Here is a 15,118-nt window from a genome sequence, read left to right as displayed (position 1 = left end):
TCGTTTCATACCTAAGCCGGGCTTGCCCGGCTTTTTTACGCCAGATTGTTCCCAAAAATCCCCCTCCGCCCCCCGACTTCTATACTTATCATTTTGTTCGACATTTTCACCGGAGGACGCCGTGCCGTGGATCCTGTTGCTGTTGATAAGCCTGTTTAGTGCGCCATCGTTCGCCGTCGCGATCCCCGGGGTGACCAGCGGAACAACCGCCAGCCAGCAAAATACGCCGCCACCGGAACCCGATGTCGAACAGAAAAAAGCCGCCTACAGCGCCCTCGCCGACGTCCTTGAGAACGACACCTCCCGACAGGAACTCATCAGCCAGCTGCGAAAAGTAGCCGCCACGCCGCCGCAGGAGCCGGTGCCTGTCATCACCCCTCCCCAGGTGGAAGAGCAAAAAACGGTACTGGAAAACGTCACCGACGTGAGCCGCCACTATGGGCAAGCGCTCTCCTCGCGCTTCGCTCAGCTCTACCGCAACCTGATTGGCTCGCCGCATAAGGCATTTAACCCGCAGACGTTTACCGCCGCCGCCACGCAGTTCCTGATGCTGGCGGGTGCGGTATTTCTTTTTTACTGGCTGGTGCGCCTGTGCGCATGGCCGCTGTACCGCAAAATGGGGCAATGGGGACGCAGGAAGAATCAGCAGAAAAGCAGCTGGCTGCACCTGCCGTTGATGATAGCCTCAGCGTTTATCATCGATTTACTGCTGCTTGCGTTGACGCTGTTCTTAGGCCAGATGTTGGCCGACAGGCTGAACGCGGGCAACAAAACCATCGCCTTCCAGCAGTCGCTTTTCCTGAACGCCTTTGCCCTGATTGAGTTCTTCAAGGCGCTGCTGCGGTTACTCTTTTGTCCGCACGTACCGGCGCTGCGTCCTTTCGCCATCCGGGATGAGAGTGCGAAGTACTGGGCGCTGCGTCTGAGCGTGCTCAGCGGGCTGATTGGCTACGGCCTGCTGGTTGCCGTGCCGATCATCTCCAACCAGGTGAACGTCCAGTTCGGGGCGCTGGCAAACGTCATTATCATGATCTGCATTACCGTCTGGTCGCTGTATCTGATCTTCCACAATAAAAAAACCATTACCCAAAGCCTGCTGAATCTGGCCGATCGCTCCCTTTCGTTCTTTAGCCTGTTTATCCGCGCGTTCGCCCTGGTGTGGCACTGGCTGGCGAGCGCTTACTTCATCGTACTGTGCTTCTTCTCGCTGTTTGACCCGGGCAATAGCCTGAAATTTATGATGGGGGCGACGTTCAAAAGCCTGGCCATTATCGGCATCGCGGCGTTTGTGTCGGGGCTGCTGTCGCGCTGGATCTCGAAAACCATCACCCTGTCGCCGCAGGTACAGCGTAATTACCCGGAGCTGCAAAAACGGGTGAACGGCTGGATGTCGGTATCGCTCAAAGTGGCGCGCATTCTCACCGTCTGCGTGGCGATTATGCTGCTTCTGAATGCGTGGAGCCTGTTTGATTTCTGGAACTGGCTGCACAACGGTACGGGTGAAAAAACGGTCGATATCCTGATTCGCATCGCGCTGATTTTGTTCTTCTCTGCCGTCGGCTGGACGCTGCTGGCGAGCCTTATCGAGAACCGCCTGGTATCGGATATTCACGGCCGTCCCCTGCCCAGCGCGCGGGCAAGAACGCTGTTAACCCTGTTCCGCAACGCGCTGGCGGTGATTATCAGCACCATCACCATCATGATTGTGCTGTCGGAAATCGGCGTGAATATCGCCCCGCTGCTGGCGGGTGCCGGTGCTCTGGGTCTTGCCATCTCCTTCGGTTCGCAAACGCTGGTGAAGGATATTATTACCGGCATCTTCATTCAGTTTGAAAACGGGATGAACACGGGCGATCTGGTGACCATCGGACCATTAACCGGCACCGTGGAGAGGATGTCCATCCGTTCGGTTGGCGTGCGTCAGGACACCGGGGCGTACCACATCATTCCCTGGTCTTCGATCACCACCTTCGCCAACTTTGTGCGCGGCATTGGTTCCGTGGTGGCGAACTACGATGTGGATCGCCACGAGGATGCCGATAAAGCGAAGCAGGCGCTGCGCGATGCGGTAGAAGAGCTGATGCAGATGGAAGATATTCGCGGGCTGGTGATTGGAGAGCCGTCATTCGCCGGCATCGTCGGACTGACGAATACGGCGTTTACCCTGCGCGTGTCGTTCACCACCCAGCCGCTGAAGCAGTGGACGGTGCGCTTTGCGCTCGACAGCATGGTGAAAAAACACTTTGATCTGGCGAACGTGCGGATGCCGGTCCAGACCTATCAGGTATTGCCGCCGCCCGCATCGCCGCTCCCTCCGCAGGAGCCGACGCTGTAGCCTGGTTGCCGGGTGGCGGCTTCGCCTTACCCGGCCTACGACGGAGTGCTATTTGCGACGTTTGTTATTGTCCATAAACGTCCAGGCAATAAAGCGGCTTTGCTTCTGGCCCTGCGCCATCTCTTTTTTCACCACTTTTACGGCGCCCGCTTCGGTCAGCGCGCGGTAGAGCGGTGGCAGGTTATCCCCGCGGGAGACCAGCGTCGTGAACCATTTCACCTGACGGCCAAACTGTTTGCTTTCCGCAATCATGCGCAGGATAAACGCCACTTCGCCCCCTTCACACCATAGCTCTTGCTGCTGACCGCCGAAGTTCAGCGCGGCGTCTTCAGCCTGACCCAGGTTGCGGCGCTTGCGCTCGCTGCCCGCGCGGGCCGATGCTGCCGAATCATGGAACGGCGGATTGCACATCGTGGCGTCATAGCTTTCGTTTTTGTGAATAATGCCGTTGAAGATCGACGCCGCCTCTTTCTGACGACGCAGGCGAATGGCACGGCTCAACCCAGGATTCGCGCTGATAATCGCCTGGGCGCTGGCAAAGGCCTCGTCACCGATTTCGCTTCCGGTAAAGCGCCACTGATATTCATGCGCGCCGATCAGCGGGTAAATCAGGTTCGCCCCGGTGCCAATATCCAGAATGGTGGCCTGCTGCGGAACAACGCCCTCATTGCTTTCGGCAAGAAGATCGGCAAGATGATGAACGTAATCCGCGCGGCCCGGCACAGGTGGACAGAGAAAGCCTTCCGGAATATCCCAGTGAGCCACACCGTAAAAATGCGCCAGTAGAGCTTTGTTCAACATTTTAACCGCCTGCGGGTCAGCAAAGTTGACCGAGGGCTCTCCCGCTGGGGTCTGAACCAGGTAGTCCTGCAGCGGCGGGCAGCTCAGGCATAACGCATTCATGTCGTAGCGGCTGCGGTGGCGATTTCGCGGGTGCAATCCCGGCTTTTGGGCAGTCATGGCATTCTCCTTTAAACAGCGGCGTAAGATACCCTTTGCTGGCCCAACGGTAAATCTTTCTCTGCGTCGCTCAAAAAACCGCCATAAATCAAACACCTTTATGTCTATGATCTGTCAGCGAATTGTCAATTTAAATCGTTCAAAAAATAAGCAGATCATCATCAAATATTTGCGCTAAGTCACACTCATCAGGCTTCTAAACTTAAAGGGAATCACCTGCTGTTTCCTCATGAGGTTGTGATTATGAAAAAGTATCTGACCCTTGCTATTATCGCTGGCGTCCTGGCAACCGCTTCATTCTCTGCCATGGCCGTTCAGTCGCTGACCCAGAGTACCGACACCAGCCAGCTCCGTCCCGCAGGCACCGTTTCAGTTAGCCGTGCCAGCAACCTTGACGATCTGCAAGATAAACTGGCTGAAAAAGCCCGCCAGGAAGGTGCAAAAGGATTCGTGGTGAACTCCGCAGGCGGAGATAACCATATGTACGGCACAGCGACCATTTATAAATAATCTGCTTTTTCCCCAGACTGCATCTGTCCACCGGATGCAGTTCTCTTCCCCCTCGCCTTGACTGTTCGTTTTTTAACCCAATATTAAAAGCAGGGCTGAAAACGATATCAGGAGGGCATAATGGCTTCCGGCTGGGCAAATGACGACGCTGTTAACGAACAGATCAACAGTACTATTGAAGATGCTGTTTCGCGCGCTCGCGGTGAAATTCCGCGCGGCGAAAGCTTAACGGAATGCGAAGAATGCGGAGAACCCATTCCGGAGGCGCGCCGGAAAGCCATCCCCGGCGTAAGGCTTTGCATTGCCTGCCAGCAGAATAAAGATTCAAAAAATTCATCACACTCAGGATATAATCGCAGAGGTTCGAAAGACAGCCAGTTACGTTGACTTTCCTTTACCTAAGCTAACCGCGCAGGCCCTTACCTTTACGCTCACGATTTTTAGCGAACCGCGTAGCAAAATGTGCCCTTCATCTTTCTTCTGTAAAGCGCTTCAACAAGAAGTGTAAATCGCCAATTTGAATTTATTAATATTCAATAAGTTATTTGTCATTCAATTTTTTTGAGCAACCACGTCAATTCTCTTCGATTTTATCCCTCGTAAAAAACCGTGATACTTATCACATCGACGGAACATCGTCCCCTTAACAAAAACATCTGCGAGAGATTAATTATGAAAACCATCAAATATGCTGTAGCTGCTGTTGCCCTGTCCGCTCTGTCTTTCGGCGCTTTCGCTGTAGAGCCAGTCTCTTCAACTCAGGCACAGAACATGAACAAAGTCGGTGTGGTGAGTGCTGATGGCGCGACCACGCTGGACGGTCTGGAAGCCAAACTGGCTGAGAAAGCTGCTGCTGCCGGTGCAAGCGGATACACCATTACCTCCGCTAACGGCAATAACAAGCTGAGCGGTACCGCGGTTATCTACAAATAATCGACTGAATGAATGCTGTCCCCTCGCCAAACCCTCTGGTGAGCTGCTCCAACCCTCATTGACCCTGTTGTTTGTTACCCTTGCTTGCCCGTCCGCCACTGGACGGGCTTTTTTTTTAGTTAAAAAGACTGCGCCACGCGTGCCAGCCCGGCTTCTACCGTGTCCACTTCACCGGTTGCCAGCAAACAGCAGGCCATCTGCAGCTTGATCGAATGCGGAACAGGAACTTTTCCGGCAAGGCTCTGCTCAATCCAGTGGGCTGTAGTATGGGGATCTTTTGCCTCAGGCAATATCACACCGCTATTTTCCTCTCCGCGTTCCAGAATGGCGCGCGTACCTGCAGAATCAATCAGCATCACCTGCGGGCAACGCTGTGGGTTCGCATAAACCTCACCTTCCGTGCCGTGCATCAGTAACGCCCTTCCACCAATAGCCGCAAAGAACTGACCCACACGCCCCACGTATTCCGGGTGCGAGACGCTGGAAAGACGAAGGGCGGCATCTTCGCCAAACGGTGTAGCCAGTTTCGCCAGCGTGTGCGCACTGTTGCGCACGCCCATGCGCCAGCGCATATCGAGCTGCTTTTCAAGCGGCGGGCAAAGTGTGCCAACCGGGATATAAACGGGCTGATGGCCATCCAGTTTCGCCTGCGCCTGGCCGGCATGACGCGTTGGCTCGATGCCCAGCATCCCGAAAATGGTTTCCGTCAGTACGCGAGTGGGGTCTTCACTAACCCCGTGCACCACCACCGGGAACCCCAGCTTGTGTAATAAAATAGCAAGAAGCGGGGTTAAATTTGCCTGCTTGCGCGCGCCGTTGTAGCTCGGGATCACGATCGGCATGGGCTTTGCCACAGGCGGCGTTAAGCGCAGCATTTGCGCCTGCATGGCTTCATAGAACCCGCGCATCTCCGCCTCACCCTCTCCTTTGATACGCAGCGCGATCAGAATGCCCCCCATTTCCAGGTCGGGGACGTCGCCCTCAAGCATGCGGGTGTAAAGTGCACGCGCGGTTTCATGGTCCAGATCGCGGGCATGATTTTTCCCACGCCCTACCTCTTTGATAATTTTGCGGTAATCCACGACTTCTCTCCTGACAGCATCATCTTGTTAACAATATAGCCCTGATGATTGCCCGGCCGTTAGTGTTTTATCCCCTAATCCAATGCTCTGTTTTAATGAAAAAAAATATATACAAGCATTTTTTCAATTATTTGTGATTTCTGCAGAAGATTCTTGGACATATATTTTTTGATTAAATAACCAGCGGAAAGTCTTCCAGGGTCAACGGTGAAAACGTCCAGGCAACGTTCGCACCAGTCACATATCAGGATTCACTATGAACAAGGTTGCTTTAGGTTTATTCATCGCCGCAGCGGTGGGATGTTCTGCATCCGCATTTGCGGCAACAAACGGTGAAGGGCAGATCAATTTCACCGGGGAAATTATTGATTCAGCGTGTCAGGTGGTTAATGGGTTAAGTAACCCGTTAAACGTCCAGTTAGGCAAAGTCTCTAAAACGGTATTTACCGGGGCAGGCTCTACCAGCACGTTAACGAAGTTCGATATTCAGTTAAAAGACTGTCCGGAAACCGTTACCTCTGCAGCGATTAACTTCGGCGGAACGCCGGATGCGAATAACAACGCAACGCTGGCATTAACGCCGGATGTGGATGCGGCAACGGGTGTCGCTATTCAGCTGGTTGACGCTTCTGAGCAGCCGGTGAGTCTGTACACCCCTTCTCAGCAATATCCGTTAGCCTCCGGTACAGCAGTTAACGACCTGATATTCGGCGCGCGTTATATTCAAACCGGGGCCGCGATTACCGCAGGGCCGGCTAACTCCGTTTCGACCTTCACCGTTATCTATAACTGATATTATCAATCCTGAGATATTAACGCGGTTATACGCGTTAATATCTCTTATCTTATTGAGAAATATTTATGCGCCACGGTTATTTACTGAGCACGCTTTTACTGGCGGCCACTACTGCACATGCAGGTGTCATTATTAATGGCACACGTCTGGTCTACCAGGGAGAGAAAAAGGAATCGTCTCTTGGTCTTTCAAACCCAGATGCAACGGATTATCTGGTACAGTCCTGGGTCGACTCTGGCGGTAAAAACCTGGCCAAAGCGCCGTTCCTGATCACCCCTCCTCTTTTCCGTCTGGATGCGAAAGAAGATAACGTTCTGCGCGTTGTACGTACGGGCGGAAATTTACCGGAAGACAGGGAATCTCTGTACTGGTTAAATATTAAAGCGATCCCTTCATCAAAGCACGTCGAAGGTGTGAATACGCTACAAATTGCCATTAATACGCGTATTAAATTGCTTTATCGCCCGTCAGCAGTAAAAGGCAGCCCAGAAGAGGTGGCCGATAAGCTTGAATGGCGCCGTGAAGGTAATGAACTGGTGGTGAATAACCCCACGCCTTTCTTTATGAACTTCCAGACCGTCACGCTGAACGGTCATAAAGTAACAAAAGCCACCTGGGCGGTCCCGAAAACGGAAACGCATTTTGCCTTGCCTGGCAATATCGGAGGCTCAACCGTCACGTATTCCATTATTACTGATTACGGCAGCATCAGCCATACCTGGTCGAAAGCCGTTCGTTAATACTATCCCCCGGTAATAAAATAATCATGTTCAGCCATAAAAAGCCGTTCACCTGCCGAATTTCATCACTGCTGGTCATTCTCTGTGGCCTGGCACTGGCGATCTTTGCGCAGCAGGTTATGGCTGATGATTATTTTAACCCCGCACTGCTGGATATTGATAATCCGCAACAGGGTAAGACCGATCTGTCGGTTTACGAAAAAGGGCCAGGGCAGGCACCGGGGAAATATCAGGTCGCTATTTTTATTAATAATAATAAAATTGATACCCGCGACGTCACGTTCACATTGCAAAAAGGTTCACACGGCAGCAGTTCACTTCAGCCCTGCTTTAGCCTGAATGATTTAAAAAGCCTTGGGATCAAAACCCAAAAATATCCGGCGCTGATGGCAAAAGGCCAGTGTGCCGATTTAACCGCCATCCCGGCAGCCTCCACGTCTTTTCACGTTCGCAATCAGCAGCTGCTGCTCAGTATCCCTCAACTGGCCCTGGGCCAGGTTCCACGCGGCTATATCGACCCGAAAGAATTCGACGAGGGGATCACCGCAGGTATTCTCAACTACAGCGCGACTGCCAGCCAGAGCCATGCGCGACAGTCGGGCGAGCAGAATAACAGCAGCCAGTACGTTAACCTGCGTCCCGGGTTTAACGTTGGCGCCTGGCGCGTACGCAACTACTCCACGTGGAATCGCAGCACCCAGGGCAAGGAAGAGCAGCAAAAATTCTCTTCCGTTTATACCTATGCCCAGCGCGATATCGTGGCGATGAAAAGCGATCTCACCGTTGGACAAAGCTCTTCGCCTTCTGATGTTTTTGACAGCGTACCCTACACCGGCGTGGAGCTTAAATCCGACAGCGACATGCTGCCGGACAGCGAAAAAGGCTATGCGCCCATCATTCGCGGCACCGCACACAGCAATGCGCTGGTGATGGTTCGCCAGAATGGCTACGTCATTTATCAGAACACGGTCGCCCCCGGCGCGTTTGAAATTAACGACCTTTACCCCACCGGCAGCAGCGGCGATCTGCAGGTCACCGTGAAAGAGACCGACGGCAGCGAAAGCCATTTCGTGGTGCCATATGCCTCCGTACCGGTACTGCAGCGCGAAAAAAACCTGCGCTACAGCGTGACCGCCGGGCGCTACCGTTCCTACGACAAAGACGTCGAGAAAACTCCGTTTGCCCAGGGCAGCGCGATTTACGGCCTCCCCTTTGGTTTTACCGCTTACGGCGGCATACAGCAGAGCAGCCACTATCAGTCCCAGGCGCTCGGCGCCGGGAAAAACATGGGCGATTTAGGAGCGTTCTCCATCGACGTCACCCGCGCAAAGGCCCTGCTGAAAAAGCAGCAGGCCAGCAAAGGCCAGTCCTGGCGCGTGCGCTACAGCAAAGATTTTGCCGGTTCAGGCACCAACTTCTCGCTCGCGGGATATCGCTACAACAGCAAAGGGTTTTACACCCTTGAAGACACCATGGAGTCATATACCCGCTCTGACGACTGGTCTGCCCCCCAGCAGCGCCGCGCCCGAACCGAGGCCACCATCGACCAGACGCTGCCCGAAGGCTGGGGGTCCGTCACCCTGAGCATGGTGAAAGAGACTTACTGGAGCCAGAACCAGGACATGACCTCCATGAGCGTCAGCTACAACAACAGCTGGCACGGGGTGAGCTACAGCCTGAGCTACAGCATGAACAAGAACACCCAGGACAACGATGAAAACGGCGACGAAGTGACGAACGACAACCAGTTCTCGCTGAGCGTTTCCGTGCCGCTGGACCACTGGATGCATAACACCTGGGCCACCTACAACCTGAACAATACCAAAGACGGTACCACGCAGAATATCGGCCTGAACGGCACGGCGCTGAAGGAAGACAACCTGAACTGGAATATTCAGGAAGGGCTGAGCAGTACCGGCAGCGGTAACTCCACCAGCATGAACGCCGATTACAAAGCGACCTATGGCGAAGTGAGCGCAGGCGTCAGTCAGGATAAATATCAGCAGACCGTGAACGTCGGTTTGCAGGGCGGCGTGGTTGCCCATGCGAACGGCATCACCCTGAGCCAGCCGCTCGGTGAGACCATCGCGCTGGTGAAGGCGCCGGGAACGCACGGGACGCATATCACCAACCAGACGGGCGTTGAGACCGATTTCCGCGGCTACACCGTCGTGCCATTCGTCACCGCGTATCGCCATAACACCATTGCGCTGGATACCGAAACGCTGCCGGATGATGCCGACGTGACGCACGCGGCGCAGGTCGTCACCCCAACGCGGGGAGCGGTGGTGCGCGCCAGCTTTAACACCCGCGTGGGCAATCGCGTGCTGATGACGCTCACGCACAACGGTAAACCGCTGCCCTTCGGCGCGACGGTGACCACTGAGGATAAGGACAGCGAATTTATCGTTGGCTCAGATGGCCAAACGTACCTCTCCGGCCTCCCCGCGCGCGGAAAACTCTCCGTTGCGTGGGGTGACAATGCCAGCGAACAATGCATCGCGCAGTACGCGCTGGCTGAAGAGAGAGATAAATCCGGCATTATTACCGCTGCCGCAACATGTCAGTAATGCACTGGTTGAGACGAAAGATGATGCAAATCGTTAAACAGAGTTTTTTATTGTTAGTGCTGGGAATATCCGCATTTTTCATGCCGCACGCGAAAGCGTCATGCACGTCACCGGATATGCCAAAGATGATTGATGTGGCCTCCATATCGGTACCCACCTCGCTGGCCGTTGGCGCGACCATTCCGGGTTCAGAGCAGACGGTGCACGTTGCCGGGAATTGCTCCAGTACCTACAGCCCGGGGATGGAAATAGTGGCTTGCTATTATGGTTCCGGTTCAGAAATACCGGGCCTGCCGGGCGTGTACGACTCTGGTGTCGCCGGGATTGGTATCGCCCTGATGAACGATCAGGGGCAACGCATCCAGGGGGCCGGTGGCGTCCACTGTGATTCCCGGAATACGCCGGTGGGGTATCTCTCTTCAGATGGACAGCTCTCGTTCAATTTTGACGTAACTCTGGAGCTGGTGAAAACTAGCTCCACGGTGTCCTCAGGTTCGCTTTCTCAGGCTCAGACGGAGTTTGGGCTTGGCGTTTACAATCAGGAGGGCATAGGCAGTCCGAACACCATTTCCTATTCGGGTAACGTCACGTTCAACGAAGTCACCTGCTCCGTTTCACCGAAAAGCCTTACCGTAACGCTGGGCGATTTCCCGGTCAGCGACTTCACCGGGACAGGGACCCTGACGTCGTCTCAGACGTTCGACGTTACCGTCAACTGCAACGACACCGTGCAGCCCGAAGTCATGGTTTCCAGCGCAAACGGTTATGAAACAGATTTTCCCGGCGTCATCAAATTCACTCAGGAGAACGGCGTGGCAACCGGTGTAGGGGTACGCATGTTGTTCGATGGCGAAGTCGCCGACTTTGATACCTACAAAAATACGGCAGCCATCGCACAAGCAAACGTTCCGCTGGCGATCCCGTTTGAGGTCGCATATCAACAAACGGCTGCCAGCGTCACCCCCGGCACAGCAAACAGCATTGCCACGATTACGTTGGGATATAAATGAAAAAAATCACCTTACTGCTACTGGCAGGCCTTCTCACGCAGGCTAATGCCGATGAGATCGCGATCCAGATGAGAGGCAATATCATCGCCAATACCTGCTCGGTAGACAGCGCCAGCCAGAATTTGACCGTTAACCTGGGACAAGCCGCCTCCAGCGATTTTAAGGATGTGGGGGATACCGGGGAGTGGAAGAATTTTGATCTTACGCTGTCCAAATGCCCGTCCACCACCACGCTCGCCACCGCGACCTTTAACGGCCAGGCAGACAGCACACACCCGACAAAATTTGCCAGCACGGGCAGCGCCGGCGGGCTGGCGCTGGAGCTGGCAGACCGCCTGGATCGCATTACGATTGCCCCGCAGGCGAGCTTCAGCGCCCTGGTTAATCAAAGCGATCATACCGTCGATTTCCCACTCGCCGCGCGCTACTACGCCACCTCCATGCCCGTCAGCGCGGGGACGTTCAGCAGCGTGGTGCAGGTGACCTTCACTTACCAGTAGGACCGCGCCCCTTAGCACGGAGGCTTTTCCTGCGCCCGGCGGTCAGTGTTGCCGGGCGTTTTTTTACCTCGGGCACTTCTGGCTGTTCAATCGGAAAGATCGGCAGCGCGTTCAGCAGCCGCTGGCCGTAGTTTTTGGTGAGCAGACGCTTGTCATAAATCACCACCTCCCCCCAGCAGCCGTGGCTACGAATCAGACGCCCCACCTGCTGAATCAGGTTAAACGACGCCGCAGGTAAACTCTGCACCTCAAACGGATAGCGATTGAGGCTTTTCAGCCATTCACCTTCGGTGATGACGACCGGGCTGTCGATGGGCGGGAAGGCAATTTTATGGATATGCACCTGCGTCAGGTAATCGCCCTTCAAATCCAGACCTTCCGCGAAGGATTGTAATCCCACCAGCACGCTGCGCTCGCCGTTATCGATACGTTTGCGGTGCGTTTCCACCAGCCGGTAGCGCGGCTGATCGCCCTGCACCAGCAGCAATAAACGCAGATCGGTGACGTGTTCCAGGAAGCGCTGCATCGCGCGCCCGCTGGCAAACAGCACCAGCATGCCGGGGTACTTTTTACTCTCGACCTGTTCGCGGAAGTAGGCCGCCATCTCCGCAATGTGCTGCTCCTCGTTGTCGATAAGCGGCTCGAATTTCATGCGCGGAATGACCAGCTTGCCCTGCTCGCAGTGGTTAAACGGCGAGTCCAGCGCCACGAAGCGGTCGCCCGCTTTCTCTTTAAGCCCGCTCATCTCCTGCAGCCTTGAGAAACTGTTCAGAGAACGCAGCGTGGCAGAGGTGACCACCACGTGCGGCACGCTGCGCCAGATCAGCTTTTCCAGCTGATCTGCCACACGGATGCCCACGCAGTGGAAGAACAGGTGCACCTGCCCGTCCCGCACTTCGCGGGTGGCCCATTTGGTGACCGGCGCGCCGGACGCCTGCGCCATCGAGGCGAGCCGCCAGAGCTTGCTCTGCGCTTCGAACATGCCCAGCGCGCGGTTCATCTGCAGCAGGATGCGGTGCAGACGCACCACGTCATGCGAGCCGGTTTTCTCGCTCAGATCGTTTAAGAACATCTCCGCCAGCCCGCGCAGCTTTTCCAGATGCTTCGCCAGCTGCTGGCAGATCTCCATTACCTCGTCCGGCAGCTCGCCCATCGCAAAGCGGTGTTCCGCCTCCTGAGTTGCAGGAAGATAAAGATTCAGGATGTTGTTGAGCGATGAGATCAGGCCGTAGACCTCTTCACAGTGGTCGCTCAGCCGCTCGGGTACCGCCAGCGGCGGCGTGGTTTTCGGGCGGAACTGCTCCATGCAGGTGGCGACAAGCTTACAGAACAGATCGAGCTGCAGGCGGAACCAGGGCGCGGTAATTTCCGCACTCATCTCCAGCGCGTCCCGCGCCACGTCCGGCAGATGGTGGCCCTCATCGAGCACCAGCAGCAGGTTTTTTGGCTCCGGCAGCACCGCTTCGCTCTCCAGCGCCGCCATCACCAGGGCGTGGTTAGCCACAACCACTTCCGCCTCCTGGATCTCACGCCGGGCGACAAAGAACGGGCACTCGCGGTAGTAGTGACAGTTACGGTTCAGGCAGCTGGCTTTGTCGGTGCTGAGCCTTCTCCATAAGTCGTCGCTGATGGCCTGGCTGGTGTGATCCCGCAGGCCGTCCCACTTATAGCCGTCGAGTTCGGCTTTGAGTTTTGCACACTGCTCTTGCTCGGCCTTATTGTTTGGCGTCAGCTCGTCATCCAGAAACGCGAGCAGATCCTGTTGATTCGGCTCGCTGCTGGCCAGCGCCGCCAGGTTACGCGGGCACACGTAACGCCCGCGCCCAAAGGCGGCCGTAAACCGCAGGTCGGGGATGATTTTGCGCAGCAGTGGCAGGTCTTTGCTGAAAATCTGATCCTGCAGCGCCACGTTGGCGGTACTGACCACCAGCGTTTTGTCCTCTTCCCGTGCAATGGCAATGCCGGGAATGAGATACGACAAGGTTTTCCCGACGCCGGTCGGGGCTTCAATCGCCAGATGTCGCCCGTCGTCCCCGGCGAGCGTTTTTGCCACGTCAGCAATCATCTGCCGCTGCGGCGCTCGGGGGATAAAGTCGGGGATCTGCTGTTGTAGCGCCTTATACCAGGTGCCAATTTGCGCTTTCAGCGCCGCGGTTAAAGCCATCGGAAAACCTGAAATACTGTATAAACAGCCACTATTGTGGCACTTTCTCTTCGCTGCCGCAAAAAGAAAAGCCCGGCTTTACGACCGGGCTTCCAGATTACTGCGGGTTAGCAGGTTTACGCGGGCGGCGTCGACGCTGCCCTTCCCCTGCCGGTTTCCCTTCGCCGCTGCGCCACGGGTTTTCTCCCGCCGGTTTGCTGTCGTTGTTGCGACGCGGCGGTTTGCCGGATGATTTCGGTGCGCCGCCTTCGGCACGACGCGGCTGCTGACCGCGACCGCCGCCACCCTGGCCACGTCCACCACCGCCCTGACGACCGTTCTGAATCGGCTCGGCTTTGATTGACGGATCCACTTCGTAGCCCGGGGTTTCGATGCGCGGGATCTCTTTCTTCAGCAGACGTTCGATGTCGCGCAACAGCTTGTGCTCGTCCACGCAGACCAGCGAAAGCGCTTCACCGGTTGCCGCCGCACGGCCGGTACGGCCGATACGGTGAACGTAGTCTTCCGGCACGTTTGGCAGCTCGTAGTTCACCACGTGCGGCAGCTCTTCAATGTCGAGGCCACGGGCGGCGATGTCGGTCGCCACCAGCACGCGGATGTCGCCAGATTTGAAGTCCGCCAGCGCACGGGTACGCGCGCCCTGGCTCTTGTTACCGTGAATGGCGGCGCTGCGGATGCCGTCTTTATTCAGCTGTTCCGCCAGGTGGTTGGCGCCGTGCTTGGTGCGGGTAAAGACCAGCACCTGCTGCCAGTTCCCCTGACCGATCATCTGGGAGAGCAGTTCGCGCTTACGCTTTTTATCAACAAAGTGAACGTGCTGGGTCACCTGCTCAGAGGCGGTGTTGCGACGCGCCACTTCCACTTCCAGCGGGTTATGCAGCAGCTTTTCCGCCAGCGCCTTGATCTCGTCGGAGAAGGTCGCGGAGAAGAGCAGGTTCTGACGACGCGGCGGCAGCTTGGCCAGCACGCGGCGAATATCGTGAATAAAGCCCATGTCGAGCATGCGGTCGGCTTCGTCCAGCACCAGAATTTCAATGCTATCGAGCTTCACCGCGTTCTGGTGTTCCAGATCCAGCAGACGGCCCGGCGTTGCCACCAGCACGTCGACGCCGCCGCGCAGCTTCATCATCTGCGGGTTGATGCTGACGCCGCCGAACACCACCAGCGAGCGAATGTTGAGATAGCGGCTATAGTCACGCACGTTCTCACCAATCTGCGCCGCCAGCTCGCGAGTTGGGGTGAGGATCAGCGCACGAACCGGACGGCGGCCTTTGGCGTGCGGCTGATTTTTTACCAGCAGCTCTAACAGCGGCAGCGTAAAGCCCGCGGTTTTACCGGTGCCGGTCTGGGCGCTGGCCATCAGGTCACGACCCTGAAGCACGGCGGGAATAGCCTGCTGCTGGATTGGGGTTGGCTCAACGTAGCCCTGCTCTGCGATCGCGCGCAGAATTTCCGGGTTCAGGCCAAGGGAATCAAAAGACATAAAAACTCCGAACCGCCCCGACCATCACAGGTGTA

General features: G+C 56.0%; 13 protein-coding genes. 9 read left to right on the top strand and 4 right to left on the bottom strand.

Translation table 11 applies throughout. The annotated features are described in order from the left end of the window. Positions 1 to 121: 121 nt before the first annotated feature. Positions 122 to 2,335, top strand: coding sequence for a mechanosensitive channel protein (gene ybiO / locus P349_RS22795; RefSeq protein ID WP_032649407.1), 2,214 nt, complete (start codon positions 122 to 124; stop codon positions 2,333 to 2,335). A 48-nt stretch (positions 2,336 to 2,383) separates the two neighbouring features. Here the strand turns inward: ybiO and rlmF are convergent, their stop codons facing one another. Further along, a complete protein-coding gene (gene rlmF / locus P349_RS22800; protein WP_032649409.1) occupies positions 2,384 to 3,295 on the bottom strand; it encodes a 23S rRNA (adenine(1618)-N(6))-methyltransferase RlmF in 912 nt (303 codons plus the stop codon). A gap of 243 nt (positions 3,296 to 3,538) precedes the next feature. Here rlmF and mcbA point away from each other — a divergent pair, with 243 nt between their 5' ends. The 3 genes from mcbA (at position 3,539) to ybiJ (ending at position 4,738) form a co-directional block, all read left to right on the top strand. After that, positions 3,539 to 3,805 (top strand): DUF1471 family periplasmic protein McbA, encoded by a 267-nt coding sequence (gene mcbA, locus P349_RS22805; RefSeq protein ID WP_032649414.1) that lies wholly within the window; start codon positions 3,539 to 3,541, stop codon positions 3,803 to 3,805. Positions 3,806 to 3,925: 120 nt separating this feature from the next. Next, on the top strand, positions 3,926 to 4,192 hold the full coding sequence (locus P349_RS22810; RefSeq protein WP_032649416.1) for a DksA/TraR family C4-type zinc finger protein: 267 nt from the start codon (positions 3,926 to 3,928) through the stop codon (positions 4,190 to 4,192). A gap of 285 nt (positions 4,193 to 4,477) precedes the next feature. Beyond that, positions 4,478 to 4,738, top strand: a complete 261-nt coding sequence (gene ybiJ, locus P349_RS22815; RefSeq protein WP_023310874.1) for a DUF1471 family protein YbiJ — start codon at positions 4,478 to 4,480, stop codon at positions 4,736 to 4,738. Between the two features lie 119 nt (positions 4,739 to 4,857). Here the strand turns inward: ybiJ and ybiB are convergent, their stop codons facing one another. After that, the gene (gene ybiB / locus P349_RS22820; protein ID WP_032649418.1) at positions 4,858 to 5,820 is read right to left on the bottom strand and encodes a DNA-binding protein YbiB; all 963 of its coding nucleotides are present in this window, start codon (positions 5,818 to 5,820) and stop codon (positions 4,858 to 4,860) included. Between the two features lie 256 nt (positions 5,821 to 6,076). Here ybiB and P349_RS22825 point away from each other — a divergent pair, with 256 nt between their 5' ends. The 5 genes from P349_RS22825 to P349_RS22845 all read left to right on the top strand — a co-directional run bounded on the left by P349_RS22825 (position 6,077) and on the right by P349_RS22845 (position 11,436). Further along, positions 6,077 to 6,613, top strand: a complete 537-nt coding sequence (locus P349_RS22825; protein WP_024908718.1) for a fimbrial protein — start codon at positions 6,077 to 6,079, stop codon at positions 6,611 to 6,613. 68 nt (positions 6,614 to 6,681) lie between these two features. Next, positions 6,682 to 7,356: a fimbrial biogenesis chaperone gene (locus P349_RS22830; RefSeq protein WP_032649420.1), complete on the top strand. Its 675-nt coding sequence runs from the start codon at positions 6,682 to 6,684 to the stop codon at positions 7,354 to 7,356. Between the two features lie 26 nt (positions 7,357 to 7,382). Continuing rightward, entirely contained in the window at positions 7,383 to 9,926 is a 2,544-nt protein-coding gene (locus P349_RS22835) for a fimbria/pilus outer membrane usher protein (RefSeq protein ID WP_152540080.1), read from the top strand. Positions 9,927 to 9,949: 23 nt separating this feature from the next. Beyond that, on the top strand, positions 9,950 to 10,936 hold the full coding sequence (locus P349_RS22840) for a fimbrial protein (protein ID WP_032649691.1): 987 nt from the start codon (positions 9,950 to 9,952) through the stop codon (positions 10,934 to 10,936). Then, positions 10,933 to 11,436 carry a fimbrial protein gene (locus P349_RS22845; protein WP_032649422.1) on the top strand — a complete coding sequence of 168 codons (504 nt, stop codon included), beginning with the start codon at positions 10,933 to 10,935 and terminating at the stop codon, positions 11,434 to 11,436. Before P349_RS22840 ends, P349_RS22845 begins: the two co-directional genes overlap by 4 nt. On the opposite strand, the gene dinG is transcribed toward P349_RS22845, so the two are convergent. Together dinG and rhlE are read right to left on the bottom strand one after the other, a co-directional pair. After that, the gene (gene dinG / locus P349_RS22850; RefSeq protein WP_032649424.1) at positions 11,423 to 13,600 is read right to left on the bottom strand and encodes an ATP-dependent DNA helicase DinG; all 2,178 of its coding nucleotides are present in this window, start codon (positions 13,598 to 13,600) and stop codon (positions 11,423 to 11,425) included. The two genes, P349_RS22845 and dinG, sit on opposite strands and share 14 nt — an antisense overlap. Positions 13,601 to 13,697: 97 nt before the next feature. Continuing rightward, a complete protein-coding gene (rhlE, locus tag P349_RS22855) occupies positions 13,698 to 15,083 on the bottom strand; it encodes an ATP-dependent RNA helicase RhlE (protein ID WP_032649426.1) in 1,386 nt (461 codons plus the stop codon). Between the last annotated feature and the right edge of the window lie 35 nt (positions 15,084 to 15,118).

It is taken from the genome of Enterobacter sp. DC4 (assembly GCF_000568095.1).
GTDB classification, from domain to species: Bacteria; Pseudomonadota; Gammaproteobacteria; order Enterobacterales; family Enterobacteriaceae; genus Enterobacter; species Enterobacter pseudoroggenkampii.
This window is presented reverse-complemented; position numbering and strand designations above follow the sequence as displayed.